The organism is Paraburkholderia sp. GAS333, from assembly GCF_050435665.1.
Lineage (GTDB): Bacteria > Pseudomonadota > Gammaproteobacteria > Burkholderiales > Burkholderiaceae > Paraburkholderia > Paraburkholderia fungorum_A.
The window spans coordinates 61,347-88,113 of record NZ_JBNDKS010000005.1 but is presented as its reverse complement, the minus strand read 5'-3'; the positions used below and the strand labels follow the sequence as shown (position 1 = coordinate 88,113).

Below are 26,767 nucleotides of genomic sequence, written 5' to 3'. Positions count from 1 at the left end.
ACCTCAGGCGAGTGCCTTCTTCGCTTCGGCCATGGTCTCCGCGCGCAATGCGTCGTAGCTGTGCTTGTCGATAGGAACCGCATTGGGTTCGCCGAGATCGCTCAGTTTGACGCGGAAGTTTTCTCGTGCGGTCCATGCCGTCACCGCCGATATCACGCAGATGCCGAACGTAATCGCGCCGATGGTGAGCGGCACGTTGTTCGATCCCGGCGGCGCGACATACGCGAACAGCGCGGGCAGAAGCGCGGTGATCGTGGTGCCGATGTTCTGGCCGATCGCCATCGCGGACACTCGCGAGCGGGTCGGGAACAGTTCCGGGTAGAAGCTCGGGAAGGTCGCGTTATAGCCCTGATAGATGACGCCCCACATGAGGATCGACATCACCATCGCGAGCGGCACGTTATGGATGCTGATCGCGTACAGGTAACCGAACGAGAGCAGACCCGCGCCGAGCGCGCCGACGATGATCGGCAGGCGGCGGCCGATCCGGTCCGACAGATTGCCCACATAAGGAATCACCAGCACGGCGACGATGTTGCCGACCACCGGAATCCACAGATACACGCTCTTCGAAAAGCCGATGCCGTACGACGCCTGCACCGCATAGGCCGCGCCGAAGATGGTGGCGACCACGGGGATCACGTTCATCAGCGAGCAGAGCACCACGCGAATCATGTCGCCCCAGTTGTAACGGAACGCTTCGACAATCGGCGACTTCGGCACGCCGCCGCTTGCGTCTTCCTTGGCGAACGCGGGCGTTTCTTCCACTTCGCGGCGGATGATGTAACCGGCGATCAGCACGACCGAACTCAGCAGGAACGGAATGCGCCAGCCCCACGAATTGAACGAGCTTTCGTCCATGTAGTAGGCAAGCGGCAGGAACACGGCGGCGGCGAGAATCTGGCCGGCCTGCACGCCTTGCAACGTGAAACTGGCGTAGTAGCCGCGTCGTCCGAATGGCGCGTGTTCGAGGATCATCGAGCTGGCGCCCGAGATTTCACCGGCCACCGCAAAGCCCTGAATCAGACGAAGCACGACCAGCATCGCCGGTGCGAGCATGCCGACGCTGTGATACGTCGGCAGAAAGCCGACTGCCATCGTCGAGAAGCCCATCAGGAACATGCAGACCAGCAGGACGTTCTTGCGGCCGTGCGTGTCGCCCCAATGCCCGAGAACCAGTGCGCCGATCGGCCGGGCGACGTAACCCACGCCGTAAGTGGCGAGCGACGCGACGATCGCGATCTTCGGGTTGCCCGAGGGAAAGAACAGTTGGGGAAAGATTAATGCGGCGGCCTGCGCGTAGATGAAGAAATCGTAGTACTCGAGCGCCGAGCCAATCCAGCCGCTGGCGGTCGCCTTGCGAGCCTGCGAGCGATGTGCGTGCGCGTCCGGCGATGCATTCGTTTCCATATCGTCTCCTGAGCGGAAGTGTTTTTTATCAGCTTCTATGGCTGACTCATTGGGCGTCCTGAAAGCACAACAATGCAAGCCAGGACTTTCCGGGACATGTGGCCCAGGTTTCCTGTCCAGCGGGTTTGCCGCAGTGCGGCATTCAACGGTGAGCCGGGATGCAGCACAGGGTTAACCATTGATTGGGTATCCGGAATATTGCGTCCGGCCTGCTTTGCTTGCCCGATCGATTCGTTACGGCTAGGGTAATGTGCTTCTGCACCGACACAATGCGCCCCGATGGAAAATCAGAATGCGCTCACAGCCAATAATGAATCTTTCCTGCGCGATCTCCAGTTGTTCTGCAATATCGCCCGGCGGGGAAGCTTTATCGCGGCATCGACGGAAATGGGTTTGTCGCCTTCGCATGTGAGCAAGCGCATCGCGATGCTGGAGGCGAGTCTCGGCGTGAAACTGTTTCAGCGGACCACGCGGCGAGTCAGTGTGACGAGCGACGGCGAAGCTGCTTTGCAGTGGGCGCAGAAAATACTCGACGACGTGCAAGGCATGGCCGACGCATTCGCCGATCGCCGCACCGAATTGCGCGGCCTGCTGCGTATCAGCACGAGCTTGCGGCTTGGCCGCAAACATGTGTCGCCGATTCTCGCGATGCTGCGCGAGCGTCATCCGAATCTGGAGCTGTGGCTCGAGTTGCTGGACCGTCGCGCGGATCTTGTCGGTGAGAATTTCGACATCGACGTACGTGTGGGCGAAGTGCACGAGCCGCATCTGATCGCACACAGGATGGTGGAGAGCGCGCGCATTCTTTGTGCGTCGCCGGCTTATCTCGAACGGCGCGGCATGCCGCTCGATCCCGGCGAACTGGCGCAGCACGACTGCCTCGTGTTTCGTGGGCGCGACGACCGCTTCGGCGTCTGGCGGCTCGCCGGACCCAACGGAGAGAAGAGCGTCAAAGTGACTGGTACGGTCGCGTCGAATCTCAGCGACATCGTCGTGCAATGGGCGCGAGACGGTTACGGGATCGTGATGGTGTCGATCTGGGACGTCGCCGAAAGCCTGCGCGCGGGCGAACTCGTGCGCGTGCTGCCGGACTACCAGCAATCCGCCGATGTGTGGGCGGTCACGGCGGAGCGGCTGTCGTCGTCGGCGAAGATTCAGGTGTGTATCGAGTTCCTGCGGGAGCAGTTGACCAGCGGCCCCTATGCGCTGGTAACGCGCGGCGTGGGCGGGTTTTGAAGCGGCGAGAAACCCCGTTCACGCCGCTTTACTTCGCACGCTTCATTCAGCGCCGGGTCACTTCTTGCCGAGCCCACCTACCAGTCCGCCCACCGCGCCCGTGACAGGCGAGAGCAAGCCGCCGACTGCACTGGTCGTGCTGGCTGTGGTCGCCGAAAGACCTGCCGTCGCCGTGACGCTCGCCGACGAACTCGTGCTCTTGCCCGACGAAGTCGAGCCGGCCGGTGTCGTCACGCTGCCAAGGGTGCCCGTCACGGATGAGACGAGGCCGGTGATCGGCGAGGTCAGTGCGTTGCTGCCGCCGCCGGTTGCGCCGCTGAGCGAGCCGGTTACCGTCGAAGTCAGTGCGGCGACCGGGTTGGTGCCGCTCGTCGAGCCGGTTGCCGCCGTGATGCCCGACAGCGTGCTGGCGATGCCGTTGCTGCTGCCGCCCGTCAGCAGGCCGCCCGTCGATGCCACCGTCTTGCCCGTATCGGCGACGACGCTCCCTAGTCCTGCCGTGACCGGATTGCCGCCGCTGGTCGCGAGCAGCGCGCCGGTCTTGTCGAGCGTGCCGCCGACCGTGGCCAGCACGCCGTTGACCGGCGCGCCGAGACCCGTGGTCGTGCCGACAGTTTGCGTCGTCTGCACCAGCACGGATTCGATTGGAGCGACCGCTGAACTCACGCTGCTGGTGACCTGCTGAACCGGGCCGGTGGTGACCGCGCTGCTGAGCGAGGTGCCGAGGTTGGACACCGTGCCGCCGAGCGCATCGACGGCGCCGCCCACGGGCGTGGTGACGGTCGCGAGCGGCGCAAGCGCGCCGCTGCCGAGGCTGCCGACCAGCGTACCCGCGTTGCTTACCGCCTTGCCGGCATAGTCGACCGCGCCGCCTACGCTGGCGGCGGTGGTGCCGACTCCGTCCGTGCCGGTGCCGAGTTGTCCCAGCCCGGCGGAGATGCCGTTGCCGAGCGTCGCGACGCTGCCTCCCACGTTCTGGACGATGCCGCCAGCGGCCTGGGTGGTTTGTGCGTCGCCGACCGGCAAGGTCTGCGAGCCGATCACGGTGCCGACGCCGGAAACGGTGTTGCCCGCGTCGGTGACGACATTGCCGGAATTGCCTACGGTCTGGCTCAGCGCGTTGGGTGTCGTCGTACTGCCTGTCGTATTGCCGCCGGACGACGTCCCCGTGCCGCCGCTCGTCCCGCTCGATGAACCGCCTGCGCTGGCAGTCGAACCGGTGGTGCCCGAGCCTGCGGCCAGTGCGCCGCCGCCTTGACTGCCGGTTCCTGAACTCAGCGCGCCGGACCCGCCGCACGCACTGAGAGAAAGGACCGCGGCCACCGAGGCCGCGATCAAGCTGGTACGCAACGTACCGTCGGTCGTTTGAATCTTCATGTTGCCCTCGGCTCTCGTGTGTCGTTATGACGGTGCTGATTTTTTCAGCACCTAGCTTCGTCAACGGCTTGAAAGTAAGGAACTGGAGGCGGGTTTTCCCGCGTTTTTACACTTTTAAAATGGCGACGGATGAATGCAAATTGATCTGAAAAAGAATGCCGATCAATGCAATTTGGCCGCTTTTATTTAAGCGAACGTGTGAATGAATTCGCGTGTTGCTGATGAATTGAATGCGGCTTGGGCCAATACAGTTGACGTTTGCAAAACAGCACAGTGAGGCGCGGTTTTATTGCGCTGTATCGGGAATACGATCCGCGCCGTCGATTACAGTTGGCGGGTCAATTTTTCCTACGACCTGGCGTGGTCCTCCAATCCGCCGTGGTCAATCCCGAACCCGAGGTCAGGACATGAATGCAGTGAACGAACAGGCGCAGTTGTCGGTGCAGCAGTTGAGCCACTACATCGGCGGTGCGGTTGTGGCGCCGACAGGCGGCCGCTTCAAGGATGTATTCAATCCGGCCACTGGCAAGGTGACTGCTTCGGTGGCGCTGGCATCGGTTGAAGAAGTCGATGCGGCGGTCAGCGCAGCGAAGGCCGCGTTTCCTGCGTGGAGCGAAACCGCGCCGATCAAGCGCGCCCGCATTCTGTTCAAGTTCAAGGAACTGCTGAACCAGCATCACGACGAACTCGCGATGTTGATCACACGTGAACACGGCAAGGTATTCACCGACGCGCAAGGCGAAGTCGTGCGCGGCATCGAAGTGGTGGAATTCGCGTGCGGCATTCCGAACCTGCTGAAGACTGACTTCACCGACCAGATCGGCGGTGGCATCGACAACTGGAATCTGCGTCAGCCGCTCGGCGTCGTCGCGGGCATCACGCCATTCAACTTCCCGGTGATGGTGCCGATGTGGATGTTCCCGGTCGCGCTCGCTTGCGGCAATACGTTCGTGCTGAAGCCGTCGGAACGCGATCCGTCCGCGTCGCTGCGGATCGCCGAATTGCTGAAGCAGGCAGGTTTGCCGGATGGCGTGTTCAACGTCGTGAACGGCGACAAGATTGCCGTCGACGCGTTGATCGATCACCCCGATGTCGCCGCGTTGTCGTTCGTCGGCTCGACGCCGATCGCCGAATACATTCATACGGAAGCGTCGAAGCGCGGCAAGCGGGTGCAGGCGCTCGGCGGCGCGAAGAATCACCTGGTGGTGATGCCCGACGCGGATCTGGATCAGGCCGTCGATGCGTTGATCGGCGCGGCCTACGGCTCGGCCGGTGAGCGTTGCATGGCGATTTCGGTGGCGGTGGCGGTCGGCAATGTCGCCGACCGGCTGATCGAGAAACTGGTGCCGCGCGTCAAATCGCTGATCATCAAGAACGGCGAAAACCTCGACGCTGAAATGGGACCGCTGGTGACTGCCGAACATAAGGCCAAGGTGGCCGCCTATATCGCATCGGGCGAAGCGGAAGGTGCGAAATTGATCGTGGATGGCCGCGCGCATCCGGTCGCGAACGAAGAGGGATTCTTTATCGGCGGCACGTTGTTCGACGAAGTCGGCACGCAGATGAAGATCTACAAGGAAGAGATTTTCGGCCCGGTTCTGGCGGTGGTGCGTGTGCCCGATTTCGCGAGCGCCGTCGAGTTGATCAACGCGCATGAGTTCGGCAACGGCGTGTCGCTGTTCACGTCCGATGGCGGCGTCGCGCGTGCATTCGGCCGGCAGATTCAGGTGGGCATGGTCGGTATCAACGTGCCGATTCCTGTGCCGATGGCGTGGCATTCGTTCGGCGGATGGAAGCGTTCGCTGTTCGGCGATCACCATGCTTACGGCGAAGAAGGCGTGCGTTTCTATACGCGCTACAAGAGCATCATGCAGCGCTGGCCGGATAGCATCGCGAAAGGCGCCGAGTTCACGATGCCAGTGGCGAAGTAAGCGGGTCGATAAGCGCGATACGGCATGTGAAGTACTGGTACTGATGCAATGAAAAAGCCGCACCTGATTTGTCAGGCGCGGCTTTTTAATGTTGAGAAGATGACCGTTTAAACGCCCGAAGAAGAGTCCTCTTCGGCTTCGTTCAAAACGGCGGCCTGTAAAGAACTGACGGTGACATAAGACGGCGCGCGACGGGGTTCATCGATGCTGTAGCGCAGCCGTCCGTCTTCGAAATACACGCGTAACTGGCGATACTTGTACAGATAAAGCAGGCCGACGAGCGCCGCGAGAATGCCGGATGCGGCGCCCACCCCCAGCGCCCAGCGCGGGCCGAAGCGGTCCGCGACCCAGCCCACGACCGGCGCGCCGAGCGGCGTGCCGCCCAGTGCAATCGCCAGCAGGATCGCGATCACGCGGCCGCGCATCGCGGGTTCGGTGGAGAGTTGAACGAGGCTGTTGGTCGAGGTCGTGAAGGTTTGCGTCGATACGCCGATCACGACAAGCGCCATGCCGAACAGCACGTAGTTCGGCATCAGCGCGGCCACTGTGCAGCCCACGCCGAACACAGCAGCCGCGCCCAGCAGGAGCGCCATGCGCGGCCTCGCTCTGCGTGCCGAGAGCAGCGCCCCGGTGACCGAGCCGATCGCCATTGTCGAACTCAATAGCCCGTATTGACTCGCGCCCGCGTGAAACGCGGTGACCGACATGGTCGAGATAAAGATCGGGAAATTCAGTCCGAATGTGCCGATCAGGAACAGCATCAGCAATGCGGCTTTCAGATCGGGGCGCGTCCACACATATTTGAAGCCTTCGACAAAACTGCCGCGCGAGCGTACAGCGCGAGGCTTCAGATGCAGTTCATGCAGACGCAGCATGCGCAGCGAGCCGAGCACGGCGACAAACGAGATCGCATTGATCAGAAACACCCAACCCGTGCCCACTGACGCGATCAGCAGCCCCGCGACTGCCGGGCCGATCATCCGCGCCGCGTTGAACGACGTGGAGTTCAGCGCGACCGCGTTCGACAGATCTTCTTCGCCGACCAGGTCCGACACGAAAGTTTGACGCGCCGGTGAATCGAATGCGGTGACACAGCCGAGCAGTCCCGCGAATACGTACACCTGCCACAGCTGGACGAGACCGGTGACGGTAAGCAGGCCGAGACCCAGCGCCAGCGACCCCATCGCCGCCTGAGTTGCGAACAGCAGCTTACGACGGTCGAAGTGGTCGGCCGCATAGCCGGTAAGAGGCAGCAAAAGCATTTGCGGCCCGAATTGCAGCGACATGACGATACCCACGGAAGTCGCATTGTGATGCGTGAGTTCCGTGAGTACGAGCCAGTCTTGCGCGGTGCGCTGCATCCACGTACCGATGTTGGAGACGATCGCGCCGCTGGCCCAGACCCGATAGTTGAAATTACGCAGCGAACGGAACGTGCCTGTCACCGGCCGGCCCTCACATGAAGAAGCCGAACGGTGCAGTAGCGGGCGCGAGCGCTCGTGCGCAATGTCATGCGCGCGTGCTTTCCAGCAGGTCGAGCAGTTCCTGCGTCGTGCCGGTTTCGCCGAGACGCGGGAAGATGCGCGTGACGCTGTTGGTATGGGCGTCGGCGTTCATGTCGGTCATCGCATCGACGACCAGCGTGACGTTCAGGCCGAGTTCGCTTGCGTAACGTGCGGTGGATTCGACGCCGATGCTGGTCGCGATACCCGCGAGCACGATTTGCGTGACTCCCTGTTCACGCAGATGCGCTTCGAGATCCGTGTTCGTGAAGGCGCCCCACGTGCGCTTGGTCACGACGTGGTCCGACGGTTGCTGCTTCAGTTCCGGCACGAGATCGGCGAAACCGGCGGGAAAATCGCCTGTGCTGCGACCGTTGTCGGTGCGGCCCGGTGCGCCTGCGGTGACGCGAACCAGCACGACCGGCAAGCCATGACGGCGAAACGCGTCGAGCAGCGCCACCGAGCGTTGCACGATTTCCTGCGCGGGATGAACAACGGGCAGCGCGACGATACCGCTCTGCAAGTCGATGATGACGAGTGCGGTTTTTGCGTCGAGAGTAGTGAGTGCCATGACGATGCTCCTGAGAAATACGAATGACAGATTACGAGTCGATGAGGCGTTTGAGTAAGTCGACGCCCGTTGCGAGCTGCTGTTGCTCGGCCGCTGAGAAGCCGGTTTGAATAGTGCGAAATAGCCAGTCTTCGCGCGCCGCGCGGCTGGCCTTGACCTTCTTGCGAAATGCCGGAGTGAGCGAGAGAACCGTTTGCCGACCGTCATCGGGGTCGGGAGCGCCGCTCACGAGTCCAGCAGCTTTCAATACTGAAAGTGTCTCGCCCATGGATTGCGGACGCATGCCGATGGCGCGTGCAAGTGCTGTGACCGTTGCCGGACCTTCACGTTCCAGCAAATTGAGGACCTGCACCTGCGACGGCGTGAAGTCGCCCACGTGGGACTCCTCGCGCAGACGGCGGCGGAGTTTGCCGGCCAGCACACGCAAATCTTCTGCCAAAGCATGCAATATTTCGGGCGCAACCGGCGGAGCGTTCTTGCTCATGATGACATGATATGAAGGTTACCTGCGAAGGCTACCTTCGTATCTCGGTCGAGTCAAGGTGATGAAATGGGGCGGGGAGAAGATCGCAACGAGTCGCAACGGCGAGTCGCGATGGTGTGCGTGGCATCGCGATGTGCCCGCGCATGTCACTGCATGCGCCGCCCGCGCTGATTGAAAAGACGCCACAGCGCCGCGACGAACACCGACCCGCCGCCGACCACGACGCCGAGCAGCACGATCGAACTCATATGATCGTGCACCAGCGGCATGTTGCCGAACAGATAACCCGCAGTCACGAGCGCGCCGATCCATAACGCCGCACCCGCGCAGACGAATGACACAAAACGCACGAACGTCATGCGCGAAACGCCCGCGACGAATGGCGCGAATGTGCGCACGACGGCGAGCAATGGCGACAGCAGAAAGGTCAGGCCGCCTCGCGCTTCGTTGAAGGCGTGCGCTTTGCGCAGCGCCTGCTTGTTGAGCCAGCGGTAGTTGGCGGTATAGGCCCGCTCGCCGATTGCACGGCCGATTCCATAGCCGACGATGCTGCCGGCAACGGTGGCCATGAATAGCGTCAGCATGATGAGCCAGACATTCAATGCACCGGTGGCCGCGAGTCCGCCGCAAATGAAAATCAGTGGATCGCCGGGCAGGAAGAACAGTGGTAGAAAACCGATTTCGAAGAAGATGACGAGAAACAGCATGGCGTACACGGTCGTGCCGAATTGCGCGGTCAGTGCGCCCAGGTGCCTGTCGATATGCAGGGCGACGTGCAGGATTTGCATCAAATGCATCATGGCTCGAGTGAAATCGGAATCTCATGAGTGTAGCGCCGTGATCGCCTACGCACTTGTGTATTTGTAAGCAGGAGTGTCAATATCCCGGAGCCGTGTACCTGGTCACGAAAGCTGGCTCTCACGATAAAAGCCCATGCAATACGCACCCAATGTGATGTTTCGTTTTGCCGCACTGCACGATGCGCAGTCGATTCGCGAGATCGAATTCGAAGCGGGTCAGCGATTTTTGAGCGTCGATATGGCAGGCATTGCCGATGCCGCGCCGATGGACCTGGAGGTGGTCGAGCGCAAGATCGATACAGGCGAGATCATCGTCGCCGTCGATTCCAACGCCGATAAAGCGCTGGTCGGCTTCGTCATGTTCGAACCGCAGCCTACGCGTATCTACGTGCAGGAACTCGATGTGCTGACGACGCATGCCGGACGCCGAATCGGCGCGGCATTGATCGAACAGGTTGCGCAACTGGCTCGCGAGCGGACGTTAAAGCAACTCGTGCTGTCGACCTTCCGCGATGTGCCGTGGAATGCGCCGTATTATCGGCGGCTCGGGTTTGCCGATATCGATTTCACCGAACTCGATGCAGCACTGATCGAGCGGCGCAACGCGCATATCGCACGAGGACTCGATGAGTCGAAGCGCGTATTCATGCGCCGCGATCTCGTGTGATGTATGGCATATGCACGCTATTGCGCAACTAGACGCGCATAAAAAACGCGGCGGGTATGACCGGCATATCGTCCGGTCATACCCGCCGCGCGGTGCTACAGCGTGCTGATTTATTCCACTGCTTCCAGCGTCGGATAATCGACGTAACCGGTTTCACCGCGAGCGTAATACGTCGACGGATTCGGCGTGTTCAACGGCGCATCCGTTTCGAAGCGGCGCACCAGATCCGGGTTGGCGATGAACAGTTGGCCCCAGGCAACCGCGTCCGCTTCACCTGCGTCGAGCACGTGTTGCGCGGTTTCTTTCGTGAACTTCTCGTTCGCGATGTACGGGCCACCGAATTCCTTCTTCAGTTGCGGGCCGAGGCGGTCGTCGCCGAGCGACTCGCGTGCGGCGATGAAAGCGATCTTGCGCTTGCCGAGTTCGCGTGCCACATAACCGAACGTGCCGGCCGGATCGGAATCGCCCATCGTGTGTGCGTCGCGACGCGGTGCGAGATGCACGCCCACGCGGTTCGCGCCCCACACGTCGATACATGTGTCGGTCACTTCAAGCAGCAGACGTGCGCGGTTTTCGATCGTGCCGCCGTACGAGTCGGTGCGCTTGTTGGTGCTGTCCTGCAGGAACTGATCGAGCAGATAGCCGTTCGCGCCATGTACTTCGACGCCATCAAAACCGGCAGCTTTCGCATTTTCCGCGCCCTTGCGGAACGCTTCGACCACGCCGGCGATTTCGTCGAGTTCCAACGCGCGCGGCGTCACGAACGGACGTTCCGGGCGCACATGGCTCACATTGCCTTGCGCCGCGATTGCGCTCGGCGCGACCGGCAGTTCGCCGTTCAGGAACAGCGGATCCGAAATACGGCCCACGTGCCACAGTTGCAGGAAAATCTTGCCACCCTCGGCATGGACCGCGCTCGTGACGAGCTTCCAGCCTTCAACCTGTTCCTGCGACCAGATGCCCGGCGTTTCTGCGTAACCCACGCCTTGAGGCGTGACTGACGTTGCTTCGCTGAGGATCAGGCCGGCGGTAGCGCGTTCGGCGTAGTACTTCGCCATCAGCGCGTTCGGCACGCGGATTTCTTCAGCGCGTTGACGCGTAAGCGGAGCCATGATGATGCGGTTCGACAACGTGATGTCGCCAATTTGCAGCGGATCGAAAAGAGTCGGCATAAGTATTCACCTTTGGCGGCGGGCGCGAGTCCCGAGCCTGAATAAACTGCTTGATGAAAAATCAGGAAAAAAGCGCGGCGATGCCAATGACGTGTTCAGAGCCGGGCGTTCATATGATCGAGAAACGCCTGGATGACAGCCTCATTGCGCTTGAAAAAGACCCACTGACCGACCCGCTTCGACGTGACCAGCCCAGCACGCTGCAATGCCGCGAGGTGGGCCGACACAGTGGACTGCGACAGACCGCAGCGCGCGTCGATTTTGCCCGCGCATACGCCGTGGTCGAGCGGCAGCTCCTGATCGGCGAAATGCGCGTACGGCTCGCGTAGCCAGCCGAGAATCTCCCGGCGGACCGGGTTGGCCAGCGCTTTGTGAATCGCGTCGATATCGGGCGTCATTGAGTTCGTTTCAGTATTCGGCAACGGGCAGGTGCGGCGCGAATGGGCGTCGACACATCTGCATCGCTACAAGACGAATCATATATCGGATTTTTGCGATATGCGAGAAGGCACTACTGGCGATGGGGCGATAGAGATGGACACGGAAAGCGGCCAAGTTTCTGTGGACGGCCGCAAGATCTTCCTTGTCCGTTCTGACACCTTAAAGAGATCCTTTTAGGCGGCCAATCAATGCGTCGGTAAATTCAATCGAACGATTAAAGCAAGGAATTATTTTGTGAAATGCGAAATGCATTAATTGGTCGTGAATTATTTAAATTCATTCCAGATTTTATTCAAATATTAATTCTCTCTGATCACAAAATATTTTGTAAAATCATCGCGATAATACGGGGCGGGTATTGAATAAGGCGAGGCAGTATGGGGCGCGAGACTTGATCAGTGCAATCGGCGGTGGCTTATCGCAGACTGGCCGCCTGCTCAAACTGGATATGTGCGCAGGATCGAACGTACTGGTCCCGCAGCGGGTCGTTGGCCGCTCAAGATTGGGCCGCCACTTTGAGTTCACCGTCGACGTGGTCTCGACCAGCGGCAGCATCGAACTCAAGGCACTGATCGCGCAGCCTGTCACATTGTGGATCCAGCAGGCCGATGCGTCCTACCTGCCTCATCATGGGTACGTGCACACTGCTCGCCGCCTTGGGTCGGACAGCGGAGTCACCAGCTACCAGATTACTTTTGCATCCTGGATGCATTTTCTGTGTTTTCGCAAAGATGCGCGAATCTGGCAGGACAAACCGGCCGACGAAATTCTGACCGACGTATTCAATCTGCACCCGCAGGCACGACGACGTATTCAATCTGCACCCGCAGGCACGAGGCGCATTTCGCTTTTCCCTGAGCAAACAGCTTGCATCGCGGTCTTTCTGCATGCAATACGAGAATGACTGGAATTTCGCACACCGGTTGATGGAAGCCGAAGGGTTGTTCGGATATTTCGAACAGGCGAGCGACGGCAGGTCACATACGCTTATTGTCACGGATAGCCTTAACACGGTTCCGCCGCTTGCACCTCAAACTATCGGGTTTTACCGCGGGGGCGCGCCCAGCGAAACCGACGCGCTTGTGCGTTGGTCAGGCACCCGCACGCTGCAGAGTACGACGCTGACAACCCGCACCTTCGATTACAAGGCACCCGCTTTGCCGTCGAATCCGAAGGGCACAAACGTTCCCACGCTGCCGAATCAGGGTGATCTGCCAAAGCAGGCCGAAGTGTATGAATACACCGGTGCCTATACCTACGGCAAGCAGGATTGTGGAGATGCATTGTCGAAAATCCGCATGGAGGAGTGGGAATCGCAGGCAAAGCGTTTTTACGGCTCAGGCGGTTTGCGAGGTGCGGATGCCGGCCGCTGGTTCGAACTCGACAATCACCCTGAGCACAGCACGGATAGTGCACATAACCGACAGTTCGCCATTATTGAAACAGCATGGTTCATTGAGAATAACCTTCCCGTGTCCAGTTGCTCGGCCGACTTCCCGCATAGCCTGAGGGGTGAACTTGTGACGGTTAGAGCGAGCCACGCTTCGGACGAGTCGCTGAACGTCGGGCATGCTGACGGCAGTGAAGGCTTCCTCGTTGTGGAGATCGAGGCTCAACGCAAGGTCGTGCCGTTTCGCAGCCCGTTTGAACATCACAAGCCAGACATACGTTTGCAGACCGCGATTGTCGTTGGTCCAGCCAACGAAGAGGTCTACACAGATTCGCTGAACCGGATCAAGGTGCGCTTCCACTGGGACCGACTTGATAGCGGTGATGAAAAAGCATCATGCTGGGTGCGAGTTGCCATGTCCGATACGGGCGGCGGATACGGTGGCGTGCATGTTCCAAGAATCGGTGAAGAAGTGCTGGTTGGCTGGGTGGACGGCGACTGCGACAGGCCACTCGTGACGGGCCGCGTCTATAACGGCGGGACTCAACCGCACTGGCATTCCAATGGCCTGCTGTCAGGCTACAAGTCAAAGGAATATCAGGGCAGCGGCTACAACCAGATGGTGATGGATGACTCCACGGGGCAAAACCGGGTTGATCTGTATTCCACTAGCACGAATGCGCATTTGCACCTGGGCTATCTGATCGATCAGAGCGGAAACTCTCGGGGACCATACCTTGGCAGCGGGTTCGATCTGAAGTCCGACGCTTATGGTGCAGTGCGTGGCGGTCAGGGGTTGTATGTCACGACCCATCCGGTCACCAGTCAGCCGCTGGATGTACAGCAGGCAATCGCACAACTGGTGAATTCGGAAAACGTGCTTGAATCGATGTCGGATGCCAGCACCACGCATCAAGCTGAAAGCCTCAAGGACGGCTGCGATTCGCTGAAGTCATTCACCGATGCAACACAGAACAGCGTGTCGGGCGCATCAACGGGTGGCAACACGGCCGGGGGCGGAGCCGGCAGTGTGAATGCGTTCAAGGAGCCGCTCATGCTGTTCGCCAGTCCGTCTGGCATTGCGCTGTCCACGCAGAAGTCAGTTCATCTGGCGAGCGACGCGCAGACCAGCCTCGTGAGTGGACAGAGCACGCACATCGTTGCCGGCAAATCGTTGCTCGCCAGTGTTGCTGAAAAGCTCAGCCTGTTCGTGCAGAGCGCCGGAATGAAGTTGTTCGCAGCCAAAGGGAAAGTGGAGATTCAGGCCCACGCGGACAACATCGAACTTTCGGCCCAGAAGACGGTGAAGTTACTCTCCGCGACAGAATCGATTGAGGCAGCAGCAAAGCAGGAAATCCTGCTGACATCGGGCGGTGCCTATATCCGGATGAGGGACGGTAACATTCAAATTCACGCGCCGGGCAAGATAGACATTAAAGGCTCGCAGCATTCGTTCTCCGGGCCGACAAACTTGCCGTATCCGTTGCCCGGATTGCCGCAGTCTATCTGTGTCGAGTGTCTGTTGAAACGCGCTGCTGCCCGCTCTGCGTTTATCACGAAGGGAGTCTGATTTGCCATTCGTACCATCTGTTGCCGACCAGGGATTTGCATCAGGCGCGAGTGTTCACGTGATGGCGAACGGGACGCGGGAGAAAACACGGGCACAGGAAAAAGCGCTACCCGAAGCCTGTGCGGAATGCTTGCGACAACGAGCCGCCACCAGGGCGGCTTTCGTGAACAGAAAAGAAAAATGAAGATATGGACGCCATAAGCATATTCGAGGCACTTTATCCGCCACATGCACAGATCTATGTTCTGGCCGATCCGGCTCAGGAAAAAAGCTTGCCGGCCGCGCTGCACTTCGATTCGGCGAATACGGTATGCCTGCTGGAAGGAGGTTCAGATGTGCAAGCGGTCGCGCCACATCTGATCCGGATCGACGAGGCGAACTATCACCGTGCTGGCGAATGGTTGGATCAGCACGCGTCCCTCGTGCCATGCGCGACGCTGCTGATTTCTATGCTGTCGCTCGAGGCGTTGGCCAGACATTTGACCGCGTTCGTCGATGTAGTGCTGCCAGATCGGACCGTCATGGCGCTTGCGTTTTGGGATCCGGTCATTCTGCCAGTCCTGTGCGGCGCCACCGAAGATGAAACCGTGCATGTTCTTGGTCCGGTGCTGACGGTCGAGCAGAAACGGGCCTTTCTTGCCCCAGTTCTCGCGTGGTGGTACTGGGACCGAACTGGTCAACTGCGATCAATAGATTGGAACGGACGAGCGATTGCGGGTGCCGCGTTGTCTGTCGAACCGCCATTGCTACTCGACCAGCATCAGGTTGACGAACTGGTTGAAGCCAGTGTGCCGGACAGTGTCCTGTACTACATCCGGCTTAACATGCCGGGCCTGTTGCTGCGCATACCCGAACCGGCACAGTACGCATTCGTGCGTTCTCAGATTCTGAATGCTCGCAGATATGGCCTGGAAGGTACCGGCGACCTGGTTAATTACTGCTGTATCGCGCTTGCTTACGGTGAGTCGTTTAACAACCTTCCGGAAGTCGCAGACTTACTCAACCAGGTGAAAGAAAAAGTATTGACGTTCGACGACTTCATGAAGAATTTCCCTCATGATATTCCCGCTATTGATGCTGCCCATGAATGATCATGCCTGCCAGATTGCGCAAATGAAATCGAGAATTGATGTTGTAAAAAATACGTTGACACGTCGCCTGTTCGCAAGCCTGATGATCCTGCTGTCGCTGACTGCCTGTTCGGAGAAAACCATGAACCTCGATGTTGCTATTTATAACTATTGGCCCCGCGCTATCTACGATGTGGCGGTTAATGGTCAATACGCTGGGGGGGCTTTTATGGGCTACCATCCGGGGGGGGCGGGCGGATCGGTAGTTTGCTGCGTAAAGGTCAAACCAGGCCCAGTCATGATCGAGTACTCCCTTGGGGGCTCTGAAGGTGCTCCGAGACTGGCTGAAAGAGTACATGCGACTGCCGTTTTGCAAGAATTGCCCGGAGACTCAAAAGTTCTCACAGTGCATGTATATCCTGATGAAACGGCCTTCGCCGAAGTATCCAAAGAATATGTGGATGAACGGCCCGAACCGCAGAGTAAAAAATAGTGAGCTCGCTTCCCCAACCACCTTCGTTGATGCAGGTCATATCTGCTGCGACGCGCGACGTGCCTAAAGCTCCACCAACGGCTACGCAAGATTGTTCTGATGTTGTTCACCTAGCCTATTTCTTTGATGGTACCGGAAACAATCGGGATGCCGATACGGCGGGACAACGGTGGAGCAACGTTGCAAGGTTGTTCGATGCTGCGATGACGGACCCGTCGAAAGGGATTTACCGGTTCTATATTAGTGGCGTTGGCACACCGTTCAACAGTGAAGTGGCCTGGGTCGACAAACCCGATGTCTGGCTCGAGGACACAGGTTTCTTCGGCGGCGCTTTCGGCGCGGGCGGCGACCGCCGCCTCGTTGATGGTGAAGACCGCATGAATCAGGCGTTGCGGCAGGCGCTTGTAACTAATGCAAAGAAAATGGGAGGAGACGTCAAGCCGTACGTTGAGAAGAACAAGAACGCAAGTCTGGAGGACATGAACAAGACGATAGGGGCACATCGCCTTATCAAGGTCATCAACATATCGGTCATCGGATTCTCTCGTGGGGCGGCTCTCGCACGTGCGTTCGTGAACATGCTGGTCGGGAAGTGCAAGAAACAGGGAGACGTTTCGTTGACTCTAAACGGCTTTCCAGTCCGTTTCAATTTTTTAGGGTTGTTCGATACGGTCGCTTCATTTGGCCTGCCTGCACACAACATCACGCTTCCCCTGGAAAGGCGCGATTTACGTATCCCAAGCTGTGTAGAAAGATGCGTGCATTACATCGCTGCCAATGAACTCCGTTATTCGTTCCCGGTGGACCTGATACGCGAAGATGGGCGGTATCAGGGGGGATGGACCGAGAAGGTCTACCCCGGGGTGCATTCCGATATTGGCGGTGGATATGGGCCAGATGAACAAGATGTGGACGGAAACTACGCCCGGATTCCTATGACGGCGATGCATCAGGAGGCTCTTAAGGCCGGTGTCCGGTTATGGTCACTGACAGAAATAAAAAGAACCCTTTCTCCTATTTTTGATCGCTTTTCAATTAAGCCTGAAACACAGAAGAACTACCAACGCTATCTCGCTGCAGTCAATCCGCCGGGAACGTCTGTTGAGGCCGATATGGAGTGTCATCTGAAAGCGTATTACGAAAGCAACGGTACGCTTTCACGTAATAAGCAACCACTAGTCGGTCAAAAATCGTTCGATAGCAGTTCTATCAAGCATGCAATGTGGGGGACGATCGACCTCGAAGCTCCCGCCTATGCGAACGCATTGAAAACCCATAGTGATGTCGTCGTGACGAATAGGGGCACGCCCGAACAGCGAATATTCTTCTATGCGTTCAAACCTGAAAAATGGCGACTCGATGCCTGGATGACGAATGCTCCGGATAGCGTTGTTAATTTTTTTTCACACTACATTCACAACTCCAAAGTCGACTTCGTCGCGAATGTCGAACCGTTCAGCTACTTTCGACCACGCGGAGTCTTTGAACAAAAATCGTAGCCCACTGGCCGCGTTCTATAACAGGCGCCCGTTCGTCGTAAAGGAGAATGTTCGCAGCAGGCCAAAGCCGGGCGGGAACGGATCAGCCAGTAGGCTCGGATGCCGTGTGAAACACAGGTCATCTCCGATGCCAAGGTAGGCGAACATTGATGAAGCTGCCTAAACTCAACGCTCAATCGGCGAAGGTTATAGTCGGACGGTTACGGGTCTATCAGGTCTGCAGTATAGCCCTTTGTCATGAGTTCGATCTTGCCGCCCCTGTCACCCCGGAGGGCCAAAACTTCTGAATTCCGGTTGGCTTTTCCAGACGATCCTGTAAGTCCGCTGACCCGGACAACTGTCATAACTGCACCTATCTTTAAAGAGTTCGAACGGCCCTCATACTCTGGACCGTTGCGACCATTGCGTACTCGCCAATGGCCCGTCTCAGCCGGAATAGGGAGTAGATCAATCGGGGCGCTATCGTTAGAAATAAAACGCTTCGAGTGACGTAGTCTCGCGTTGATCCATCCCTTTATTTTTATCGTCTTCGCCATTTCGCTGATAGCGAGAAATGCGGACTTGCGCTCGCAAAAAGCATCTTCGGCCGAATTAGCTTCTGGGCGTGCAGTTCGACGAATTGGCACCGGCGTAAACGTGGCACTCGGCGTTATTACGATGAAGCAAGTTGCGCACTTTTTGTGTGTACAGAGTAGGTAAGGCGGCGAATCCTCAACCTTTCTATTACCTTTCCATGAGGCACACCGCCTACCTTGGAGCAAACCACATCACCCGCCGCGCCCCTACAGCAACGATTTCCCCTGAGCGAGAATCTTGTCGCAGACCTGTTTCGTGAGCTGCTCTTTCAAACCGCCGCCGCTCAGGTCGACCTGCTTACCGCTGCCGCTGTTCAGAATGCCCTTGGCGCCGTCGGTGTATCCGCTATCGGTCGACGAAGAGCCGCCCAATTTGCTCATCAGTCCGTCTTTTACCGACGAAGCACTCGGATCGAGATAATTGTTCTTGACGCAGAACTGCAGCACGCCGGCGACGTTGCCCGTACTGCTCGACGTGAGCGACTGCAACGACGATCCGCCGGTTAAGCCGCTGAGACTGCCAAGTCCGCCAGCAGCACCGCTGTTGCCGTTCTGATTGAGGAGATTGCCGAGCTGCGCGTGCGCGGCGGGAAGATAGAGCAGGGCGCCGATCAGAAATCCGCTGGCCCAGGTGCGACGCTTGCTTGAAGTCATCGAAGAACCCTCTTCAAGGATTGAAGACAGTCTTCACTATAGTGCGTTTCGCAGACGGCGCGGTTTTGATTCGGGCGCTTACGCGTGCGCCGATCACGCAGAAAGCGCCTCATCCAAAGCAACCGCGAGCATCATCGCGTCGGCGTTGGTCGGAGGCGGATCGGCCTTGGTCGGACGATAAATCGGCTCGCCTCTCGCAATCGGCTGGCCGGTCAGCACGCAGGTTCCCGCACGCTTGGCCGCCGCGAGCCGCCAGACCTGTTCGCCATATTTGCAACCTTGCGGATCACTCCACGAGACCGTTGCAGTGCGCGGGCTGATCCGGTCGAGCAGTACGACCGAGACGGCCTCGTTTCGCGGCGACACGCGGGTCGACACATGCGAACTCACAATCTGCCTGACATGCGCTGCGAACTGATGCGCGCATCCTACGTCGAGCTGACCGACCGTTTTCTGCCATGCCGTGTTGCTGATGTTGCATTGATCCACCGTCATGCCCCTTTGAAGATGTGCTGGATTCAGGTCAGCCGGATGCTGGGTTGCACGAGGCCATTGATCCGTTCGGCGGTCCACAGCAGCGTCGCCTTGCGAAAACCGTGCAGTGCCTGTTGATGTTGCCGGTAAAGCATCGCGTGACTCAACTGCGCAAAGCGGCCTTTGATAAAGCCGCCTCGAAAGAAGCCGAACTGACCGAGTGTCCCGAAAGCGTTGTAGTCGCTAAGGGAAACCAGCGCGCCGAAATCGTGGAATGCGAAGTCGGGTAACGAGCCTGTTTCGAGCCAGTCTGGCAAGTGCTTCGCGAGAAATTGCGCCTGCTGCGTAGCGACTTGCGCAGTGGGCGCGAGTGCGCGCTCGTTACCGGCGAGTGTCAATGTCGAACAGTCGCCGAGAGCGAAAATGCGGTCGTCGTCTAGTGCCTGCAGCGTTGGCCGCACGCTGATCTGATTCGCGCGATTGACCGCGATTCCATCGAGCTTTCCCAGAAATTCGGGGGCTTTGACGCCAGCAGCCCACACCATCAGATCGGCGGCCTGCATGCTGCCGTCACCGAGTTGCAGTCCGTCGGATTCTGCTGCGGTCACACGCGTTCCGGTTTGCACGTTGAAGCCAATATGACGCAACTGTGCCTCGCTCGACTCCGACACCGCAGGCGGAAATGCCGCGAGTATGCGAGGCGCGCTTTCATAGAGCGTGAGTTTCAGACGCGAGCGAATGCCCGCGTCGCCATAACTCGCGGCGACTTCGAGCAAACGACTCAACTCCGCCGCGAGTTCGACCCCTGTCGCTCCCGCGCCGACAATCGACACGCGCAACGGGCTTTTCGCCACCACGCTCTGGAATATGCGTATACGCAGGGCTTCGTTGAAGACTTCGGCCTGCGCCTGGCTATCGATGAAATGGCAATGCTCGAGCACGCCAGGTGTGCCGAAATCGTTGGCGCGGCTGCCTAGCGCGAGAATCAGTACGTCGTATTCGACCGTACGCGAGCCGATCACCACTTCACCCGAAGGCGCTCTGAGTTCGGCCAGCTTCACCACGCGCGCGCCACGGTCCAGACCTTCCATTTCCCCCGGCTGATAGTCGAATCCGTGATCGCGCGCGTGGGCCAGATAGATGACCTGCTGTTGCTGCACATCGCGCGTGCCGGCCGCGATGGTGTGCAGCATCGGCTTCCAGATATGGGTGGCGCTTTTGTCGATCAGCGTGACGTGCGCGCGGCCGCTGCGCCCGATTGTGTCGCCGAGCCGCGTCGCGAGGAGAAGTCCCGCAATGCCGCCGCCGACGATAACAATCCGGGTCGGGTTGGTTGCTTGCATCGCTACGGTCATAAGCAATTAATTCTACGGTTGATGAATTAATGCGATACTACGGACTCGAACAGTTCATGTCAAATGGGTGATCGCTGTTACGCACGCAAGCCGAGCGGTTAAAATTTCAAACTTTCCCTGAACACTGCTTTGCGCCGCCGATGAAACAACCGAGAGACACTGCCGTGCCTGCCACGACGACCGCGATGCCGCGTCGCACGCGTGGCCGTCCCGCTTGCACCGATGCGGGTGGCGCCGATGCGTTACTGCGCAATGCGCGCATTGCGTTCGCGAGAAACGGCTATGAGGCGACCAGCGTGCGGGAGATCGCCAAGGCTTCAGGGGTGGACCCGGCGCTTGTCGCGCATCATTTCGGGTCGAAAGAATCGTTGTGGATGGCGGTGGTCGACCGGATCGCCGACGAAGCCGCGCCGATGATCGCGAAGACCGGCACCTTGCGGGAAAGGAGCGAATTGGGGCCGAGAGCGCGTATCGAAGAAGCGGTGTCGATCCTGATCGACCAGGTGTTTCTGACGCCCGACGTAGGCATGTTTTTCTCGACTGCCGCGACGGAAAGCGGGGAGCGGCTGGATGCTCTGACCGAGCGGCTGGTGCGGCCTTTTCATGACGCGCTGGTGCCACTGCTTGCCGACGCGATCGATGCCGGTGAGGTGCCTCAGCAGGACCCTCAGGTCATGTTCATGCTGCTCGTCAACGGGATCAGCAAGACGGTGGCTTATGGTCATGTGTTGAGTCCATTTTCCGCGCTGCCCAGGCGGCCGAAAGCATTTAAACAGGCTGTATTGACGAGCGCGCTTGCGATGTTGAGGTGAGGCGGCGCGTGCGCTGCCATGTCTTTTAAAAGACTGCGGTCGATAAAAAAACTGGCCACAGGTTAGCGAAAACGAATCGCGCGAGAGAGCATCGGCTTTCGCGCGCATCATGTTTTGGCCGCTATTCTTTATCTATTACTCTGGCTTCGACAACATCGTTGCAAGAAGACGCCGCAATTCAGAGCGCTCACAATCGATCGAAGCTTCCGCCCCGAGAATGGATGGATTCCTGAACATTGTGGGACCGGCTTGTTCTTCGTAGGCGAGGTAGTGTTGTTTGCCGGTTGTGACAACGCGCAGCAGGTCGCCAAGCCGCTCCGCACCGTGACGGCTGGCGAATTTGACAAACAGCCTCGTCGATGATTTGACAATAGTCCCCCGTCCTCCAAAAAAAGCTCATGCGTATCCGGTGATATGAACTATAAAGTTTAAACGGGTACGCATCGCCCGACGATAACCGGAGGATAAGGATGGAGTGGTTTTATCGCCAGGCCCGAGTCGAAAGCATGAGCGTCTGCGTTCCCGGGCAATACGCCAGGTCATTCCGTGAAGCATTCGCTGAAAGCGCAGCCGGTCGCTTTGCGCGAAGTCGCAGCAAAACCATCCATGTCGCGCATCTTATTGGCCCAGGTTGACGTGGGCGCCAATCCAATTTGTTAATTGTTAAACATTTCAATCTCAACCCGAATGTCTGGAGAAAAGAATGCTCTTTAATGGTGGGTTCACATTTCCGAATTTTCTGGCCGACGTTTTTTCGGTATTCATGTTTATTTTGTGGTTCTGGTTGCTGATCACGGTGTCCGGCGATCTGTTCCGCCGCAGTGACGTATCGGGTATAGCCAAGGTCATCTGGATCATCGTGCTGATCGTGTTGCCATACATCGGCATATTCGCGTATCTGTTGACACAAGGTCGTGGTATGGCGGAGCGCGACGAAGCGCGAATGAAACAGGCGCGCGACAATCTGCGCCAGGTTGTCGGCTTCAGTGCCGCCGACGAGTTGGAAAAGCTCGATCGCCTGAAGGCAGCGGGATCGATTTCGGACGAAGAATACAAGCGTCTGAGAGCACGGGTCGTGCAATAGTCAGGGGCCGCTGCGAGGCGGCTGGCAGCAGCACGTCGAATCTGCCAGACCGCCGACATCAACTGGCTGGATGAGTCGTCGGTATCATGGCCGCCTCGTCTTTGTCCCTGTGGATTGCTAAGGGGGCAGCAAGCGCGCACGCTTCAAGATGATCGGTTAGGCAGATAGAACGAAGCACCAAGGCCTTAGCTGGAGGAATTCATGTTGACCCGCCTGGCTCATATTTCCGATTTCGCCGCGAGGGGCAGGCGGACATCTACGGTTTTTCGCCACGCTGCGGTAGCGTGCGTTACAGCGCTGATGCTGGCCTCATGCGCGCAGCCATGGCAGCAATTCGAGGCAGGCCAGGACCAGTCGACGATCATCGCGCGAATGGGGCCGCCACGCGAAACCTATGATCTACCCGATGGCGGCCGGCGACTCATGTGGCCGACCCAGCCGATGGGCACAACTACGGTCGCCGCCGACATCGACGCATCCGGCAAGATTGTGAGCGTGCGTCAGGTGTTGCAGATCAACGAGTTCAGTCGCGCGGAAATCGGCAAATGGACGCGTAATGATGTATTGATCAATTTCGGCCGCCCCGTGAACACCGTTTTCTTCCGACTCTCGCAACGGGAAGTCTGGTCGTATCGTTATGTTGAAAACAACATTACGCCTTTGCTTTTTAATTTTTCTTTCGACACGACCGGCGTATTGCGTGAAACGCAGCGAACGCCTGATCCGTTGCGTGACCCGAGTTTGCGGCGTTTCTGATTTCTCTTTCAATAAGCAAATTTCCGGTATTGCTCCGGTGCATGCGTTGCATCGAGTTGCTCGACGCGCGGCATGTACCGCAGTAAGCGCTTTGCTCGCGTGCTCAATTGCGCGTGAACCTCGGCAGGTACGTCGATATGAACTTCCGGCCTGAAATACCAGCTTCTGCTATAGCCGATCACCACCATCGGGCGCGGAATGTCGGTGCGGTTCGGTGTGCCGCGATGCAGTGCGCGAACGTCGCGGATCATGACGTCGCCCAACTCCATTGGAATTGCGTGCAACGCTATGCGGCCGTCGCGCCATGCATCCATGGCTTCCTCCTGGCGCATGCGGTGCGTGCCTAGCGTCGTTTCGAATGGGCCGTTTTCTAGCGTAACGTCGCACAAAGGAAAATTGACGGCCAACTGGAAAGACGGCGTTTCCGCAATGCTATCGAACAGCGCCGGCGTATCGCGATGAATATCCTGATATGTCGAACCGTTCATTGGCGTGTCGGTGGCAAGCTGGCACATCACGGGATCGTCGCCAACCACGCGTTCGACAATAGCCAGCACGTCGGCATCGCAAAAGATGCGCTCGTCGGCGAAGACACCACTGAAGGGCAGCGTAATGTAATGCCGGTTCTCGCCGCGCACGGCTGTCGCGCGTGAGGCAATCCGTTCGTCGAGCAGTGGAGTAAATGCCTCACGCCAGCGTTCAAGCGTCTCTTCAGGAAAATGGCCCTTTAATATAACCAGTCCATCGCGCTCGAATGTCGCTGCGTAGTCATCGAGCTGATCGGTCGAGAAGCGTGCCACAGTTGTCTCCTTCGTCTCTATTCAGAATCATTCATAGCCGGACCGGCAATATGCTGCTGCCGCGTCAGTAGGGTGGCGAGCCGCTATCGCTGAGCGCGCCTCGACTATCCTGATGCGCTCTTGTTTCCACATAGTACATTTGCAGGGCGTCAGCAGAGCGGCTGCCTAATGAGTTAATTCGCGCGACCCAGTCGGTTTGTACCGGCCACTTCTTTGCAATGAACGGCGGGTATATCTGCCGGGCGAATTGATGGAGTGCCTTCGCGCCGATATTGCCGCTGATTCCAAGAAGCTGATGCAATGTGTTGTGCGTCGCTTCAAGATCGTTGGCATCTACGTTAGTAGCGATTCGCGCCACAAGTACGCGAATCTGTTCAATGCCGTTCAGGAAAGGTTCATCCAGTAGCTCGAGCGTCGCAAGTTCTTCCAGGTGTTTTTCGTCGAGCAGGTTTTCCAGGGGAGCAGTTTCCGCGACAGAAGCGGGGCTGCTAACTGGTGTAATAGATGCTTGCAATCGTTCTGCGTTCGCCGGTTTGCCGGGTTCGGATTGCTGCGCAAATTGCCGCGCCACGCACGCGTAAAGCGAGTCGCCGTGCACGGGTTTTATCATCACTTCGTTCATGCCGATCGCGAGACATGCCTGCATCGATTCATTATCGGACTGGCTGGTCAATGCAATGATTGGTATGGCGGCATACGCGTCGGCGCGGGCGCGAATTGCGGCGGTCGTCTCCGCGCCACTCATGCCCGGCATGTTCATGTCCATCACGATTGCGTCGACAATCTCTTTCGCCTGGAGGCGGTCCAGCACGGCTTGCCCATGCCCGGCCTCGATGACGGTCGCGCCGCAGCGCTCCAGACAGGCTTTGGCCACCAACCGGCTATAGGTGTCGTCGTCGGCGACAAGGATCGATTTGCCCGCGAGTCCATCGGATCTCTGGCTTTGATGGCGCTCCTCGCCGTTTTCAAGCAGCGTCTGTAAAGACGTGATCAACTCCAGCACGCCGGACGATTTGCTGACCATGTCATCCATGCCGGCTCTGCGCGCATGTACGCGCGCGGCATTGCCGGGCTCGGCGGTATAGGCCACGATCAACACGTCCCAATTCGGATAGCGGCGATTCGCGCGAATCTTCTCCGCCGTCGCGTAGCCATCCAGTCCGGGCATATTGATGTCCATCAGCACGAGGTCGTAAGCGGTGGACTGCTGCAGCAGAATCAACGCCTCGGCACCGCTTTCCGCCGATTCCGCGCGCGCGCCGACCCGGGACAACGCGTGACAGGTTCTGGTCCGGTGACTGGCTTCGTCGTCCACTACCAGCACGCGCTTGTTTTTGAAAAACGGCGTGGCGCGGTCGAGAATCCTGTGTTCGTGGCCGGCCACTTCTTCTTCGGAGACGGCGGGAAATTGCAGCGTGAACTCTGTGAACTTGCCGACTTCCGACCGGCAAACGATGCTTCCGCCGACCGCCTGCATGGCTCGCTGACAATAGGCGAGTCCGAGCCCGGTGCCCGCCGAATTGCCCGCGGTTCGGAACGGCTCGAACAGATACGGCAGAATTTCGGGCTTCACGCCCGTGCCGGTGTCCATCACGATTACCGTTTGCCGGTCGACCTTGAGCGTAAGAGTGGCCAGCGGCAGTGTCGCGATGTGATGCAGCGCATTCTTGATCAGATTGAATAGCGTGAACAGATAAACCGTTTCGTCGACTTTGAAAATGAAATCTTCCTGCACGACCAGTTTGACTTTGCCGCGCTCCTTTTCATTATCGAAGCCATATTCTTCCAATGCCTTACGTGTGGTGTCGGCCGCGCTCAGATAGGTCAGGTGATCGGAGCGGATCGATTTGTCGCCCACTTCGTCGAGTGTCATCGCAATGATGCGCAGACCGCGCTCGATCGACAATTGCCCATGCGCGACATGCTGATAAAGCTCGGCGGATCTGGCGGCCGATAAGGCAGTCAACTGGTTTGAATGGGTAGTGGCGGGGAGTGCCTCTTCTACCTGATCGAGAACATGCCTCAATTGACTTAGCGGATTGCGCATTTCATGAGCGATCGATCCGGCGAGTGCCTGTAATGCGCGGTTCTTTTCGACAAAAATACGTCCTTTGCTGATTGCATGACTGAAAGCCATGCTGCACAGCACGACAACCGGCAGTAACGCGAGATTGGATTGCGTGGCCGCGTCGAGAACGATCGGCGCCGGAGAAGTCGCCACCGCCGCCACTGCACCGGAGAACATTCCAATGCCAATACACGCCATGAGTAGAAGCGGGTTGTCGATACACAATGCCATGATGAAGATCATCATGACTTCGGTCATCATCCACATGGTGGAGAAATCGTTTCTGATCGCCAGAAACGTGCAGACAAACGGCAATACGTAGATCAGGCAGCAATGCCAGTAAATCAGCAGATAGTGATTAAAGCGCTTCGGCCAATGCGACTGAAAAATCAATGGCACGCAAACAGCCGCTGCACTCAATCTGAGTAGCAGGTTGTCATAAGGTTGAGGCAGAACATACGTCCAGATGACGTAATAGATGGGGTGGCACAGGAGGCCCAGTGCACCTCCCCATCGAATTGCAAACCGGCTTCTTTCCAGCATGTCCCGCATGCTTTCGCGCGGTACGACCATCAG

The 26,767-nt window shown here is 58.4% G+C and carries 22 protein-coding genes and 1 pseudogene; 10 read left to right on the top strand and 13 right to left on the bottom strand.

Going from position 1 to position 26,767, the window contains the following annotated elements:
• Positions 1–3 precede the first annotated feature (3 nt).
• Positions 4–1,410: an MFS transporter gene (locus ABH945_RS25390; protein WP_074767877.1), complete on the bottom strand. Its 1,407-nt coding sequence runs from the start codon at positions 1,408–1,410 to the stop codon at positions 4–6.
• A gap of 279 nt (positions 1,411–1,689) precedes the next feature.
• Here ABH945_RS25390 and ABH945_RS25385 point away from each other — a divergent pair, with 279 nt between their 5' ends.
• Positions 1,690–2,646 carry a LysR family transcriptional regulator gene (locus ABH945_RS25385; protein ID WP_074767879.1) on the top strand — a complete coding sequence of 319 codons (957 nt, stop codon included), beginning with the start codon at positions 1,690–1,692 and terminating at the stop codon, positions 2,644–2,646.
• Between the two features lie 57 nt (positions 2,647–2,703).
• Here ABH945_RS25385 and ABH945_RS25380 read toward each other — a convergent pair whose 3' ends face one another.
• Positions 2,704–4,023 (bottom strand): collagen-like triple helix repeat-containing protein, encoded by a 1,320-nt coding sequence (locus ABH945_RS25380; RefSeq protein WP_429252346.1) that lies wholly within the window; start codon positions 4,021–4,023, stop codon positions 2,704–2,706.
• A gap of 407 nt (positions 4,024–4,430) precedes the next feature.
• Here ABH945_RS25380 and ABH945_RS25375 point away from each other — a divergent pair, with 407 nt between their 5' ends.
• Positions 4,431–5,954, top strand: a complete 1,524-nt coding sequence (locus ABH945_RS25375) for a CoA-acylating methylmalonate-semialdehyde dehydrogenase (protein WP_074767883.1) — start codon at positions 4,431–4,433, stop codon at positions 5,952–5,954.
• Between the two features lie 107 nt (positions 5,955–6,061).
• On the opposite strand, the gene ABH945_RS25370 is transcribed toward ABH945_RS25375, so the two are convergent.
• From ABH945_RS25370 to ABH945_RS25355, 4 genes are all read right to left on the bottom strand, one after another.
• Complete coding sequence (locus ABH945_RS25370) at positions 6,062–7,399, bottom strand: MFS transporter (RefSeq protein WP_074767885.1); 1,338 nt, start codon at positions 7,397–7,399, stop codon at positions 6,062–6,064.
• A 64-nt stretch (positions 7,400–7,463) separates the two neighbouring features.
• Positions 7,464–8,027: an isochorismatase family protein gene (locus tag ABH945_RS25365; protein WP_429252345.1), complete on the bottom strand. Its 564-nt coding sequence runs from the start codon at positions 8,025–8,027 to the stop codon at positions 7,464–7,466.
• Positions 8,028–8,058: 31 nt separating this feature from the next.
• A complete protein-coding gene (locus ABH945_RS25360) occupies positions 8,059–8,511 on the bottom strand; it encodes a MarR family winged helix-turn-helix transcriptional regulator (RefSeq protein ID WP_429252344.1) in 453 nt (150 codons plus the stop codon).
• Positions 8,512–8,657: 146 nt separating this feature from the next.
• The gene (locus ABH945_RS25355) at positions 8,658–9,308 is read right to left on the bottom strand and encodes a VTT domain-containing protein (RefSeq protein WP_429252614.1); all 651 of its coding nucleotides are present in this window, start codon (positions 9,306–9,308) and stop codon (positions 8,658–8,660) included.
• 136 nt (positions 9,309–9,444) lie between these two features.
• On the opposite strand from ABH945_RS25355, the gene ABH945_RS25350 reads away from it, so the two are divergent.
• Positions 9,445–9,978 carry a GNAT family N-acetyltransferase gene (locus ABH945_RS25350; protein ID WP_429252343.1) on the top strand — a complete coding sequence of 178 codons (534 nt, stop codon included), beginning with the start codon at positions 9,445–9,447 and terminating at the stop codon, positions 9,976–9,978.
• A 110-nt stretch (positions 9,979–10,088) separates the two neighbouring features.
• Here ABH945_RS25350 and ABH945_RS25345 read toward each other — a convergent pair whose 3' ends face one another.
• A complete protein-coding gene (locus ABH945_RS25345) occupies positions 10,089–11,150 on the bottom strand; it encodes an alkene reductase (protein ID WP_429252342.1) in 1,062 nt (353 codons plus the stop codon).
• A gap of 95 nt (positions 11,151–11,245) precedes the next feature.
• Entirely contained in the window at positions 11,246–11,548 is a 303-nt protein-coding gene (locus ABH945_RS25340) for an ArsR/SmtB family transcription factor (RefSeq protein ID WP_074767897.1), read from the bottom strand.
• Positions 11,549–12,039: 491 nt separating this feature from the next.
• Between ABH945_RS25340 and ABH945_RS25335 the strand changes: the two are divergent.
• From ABH945_RS25335 to ABH945_RS25320, 4 genes and pseudogenes are all read left to right on the top strand, one after another.
• A pseudogene (locus ABH945_RS25335) lies at positions 12,040–14,551 on the top strand (type VI secretion system Vgr family protein).
• 188 nt (positions 14,552–14,739) lie between these two features.
• Positions 14,740–15,642 (top strand): DUF4123 domain-containing protein, encoded by a 903-nt coding sequence (locus ABH945_RS25330; RefSeq protein WP_429252341.1) that lies wholly within the window; start codon positions 14,740–14,742, stop codon positions 15,640–15,642.
• Positions 15,635–16,114, top strand: coding sequence for a hypothetical protein (locus tag ABH945_RS25325; protein ID WP_429252340.1), 480 nt, complete (start codon positions 15,635–15,637; stop codon positions 16,112–16,114). The genes ABH945_RS25330 and ABH945_RS25325 overlap by 8 nt, the downstream gene beginning before the upstream one ends.
• On the top strand, positions 16,114–17,613 hold the full coding sequence (locus ABH945_RS25320; protein ID WP_429252339.1) for a T6SS phospholipase effector Tle1-like catalytic domain-containing protein: 1,500 nt from the start codon (positions 16,114–16,116) through the stop codon (positions 17,611–17,613). Before ABH945_RS25325 ends, ABH945_RS25320 begins: the two co-directional genes overlap by 1 nt.
• Positions 17,614–18,395: 782 nt before the next feature.
• Here the strand turns inward: ABH945_RS25320 and ABH945_RS25315 are convergent.
• The 3 genes from ABH945_RS25315 to ABH945_RS25305 form a co-directional block, all read right to left on the bottom strand.
• Positions 18,396–18,842 (bottom strand): DUF2501 domain-containing protein, encoded by a 447-nt coding sequence (locus tag ABH945_RS25315; protein ID WP_074767899.1) that lies wholly within the window; start codon positions 18,840–18,842, stop codon positions 18,396–18,398.
• A 93-nt stretch (positions 18,843–18,935) separates the two neighbouring features.
• Positions 18,936–19,337: a DUF3331 domain-containing protein gene (locus ABH945_RS25310; RefSeq protein WP_074767901.1), complete on the bottom strand. Its 402-nt coding sequence runs from the start codon at positions 19,335–19,337 to the stop codon at positions 18,936–18,938.
• A gap of 23 nt (positions 19,338–19,360) precedes the next feature.
• The gene (locus ABH945_RS25305) at positions 19,361–20,659 is read right to left on the bottom strand and encodes an NAD(P)/FAD-dependent oxidoreductase (RefSeq protein WP_429252338.1); all 1,299 of its coding nucleotides are present in this window, start codon (positions 20,657–20,659) and stop codon (positions 19,361–19,363) included.
• A gap of 152 nt (positions 20,660–20,811) precedes the next feature.
• Here ABH945_RS25305 and ABH945_RS25300 point away from each other — a divergent pair, with 152 nt between their 5' ends.
• The 3 genes from ABH945_RS25300 (at position 20,812) to ABH945_RS25290 (ending at position 23,323) form a co-directional block, all read left to right on the top strand.
• On the top strand, positions 20,812–21,483 hold the full coding sequence (locus ABH945_RS25300) for a TetR/AcrR family transcriptional regulator (RefSeq protein ID WP_074767903.1): 672 nt from the start codon (positions 20,812–20,814) through the stop codon (positions 21,481–21,483).
• Positions 21,484–22,186: 703 nt separating this feature from the next.
• A complete protein-coding gene (locus tag ABH945_RS25295; protein ID WP_429252337.1) occupies positions 22,187–22,567 on the top strand; it encodes a PLDc N-terminal domain-containing protein in 381 nt (126 codons plus the stop codon).
• Between the two features lie 201 nt (positions 22,568–22,768).
• Positions 22,769–23,323 (top strand): hypothetical protein, encoded by a 555-nt coding sequence (locus tag ABH945_RS25290; RefSeq protein WP_429252336.1) that lies wholly within the window; start codon positions 22,769–22,771, stop codon positions 23,321–23,323.
• 8 nt (positions 23,324–23,331) lie between these two features.
• On the opposite strand, the gene ABH945_RS25285 is transcribed toward ABH945_RS25290, so the two are convergent.
• Entirely contained in the window at positions 23,332–24,123 is a 792-nt protein-coding gene (locus ABH945_RS25285) for a phytanoyl-CoA dioxygenase family protein (RefSeq protein ID WP_429252335.1), read from the bottom strand.
• Between the two features lie 64 nt (positions 24,124–24,187).
• The gene (locus ABH945_RS25280) at positions 24,188–26,764 is read right to left on the bottom strand and encodes an ATP-binding response regulator (RefSeq protein ID WP_429252613.1); all 2,577 of its coding nucleotides are present in this window, start codon (positions 26,762–26,764) and stop codon (positions 24,188–24,190) included.
• Between the last annotated feature and the right edge of the window lie 3 nt (positions 26,765–26,767).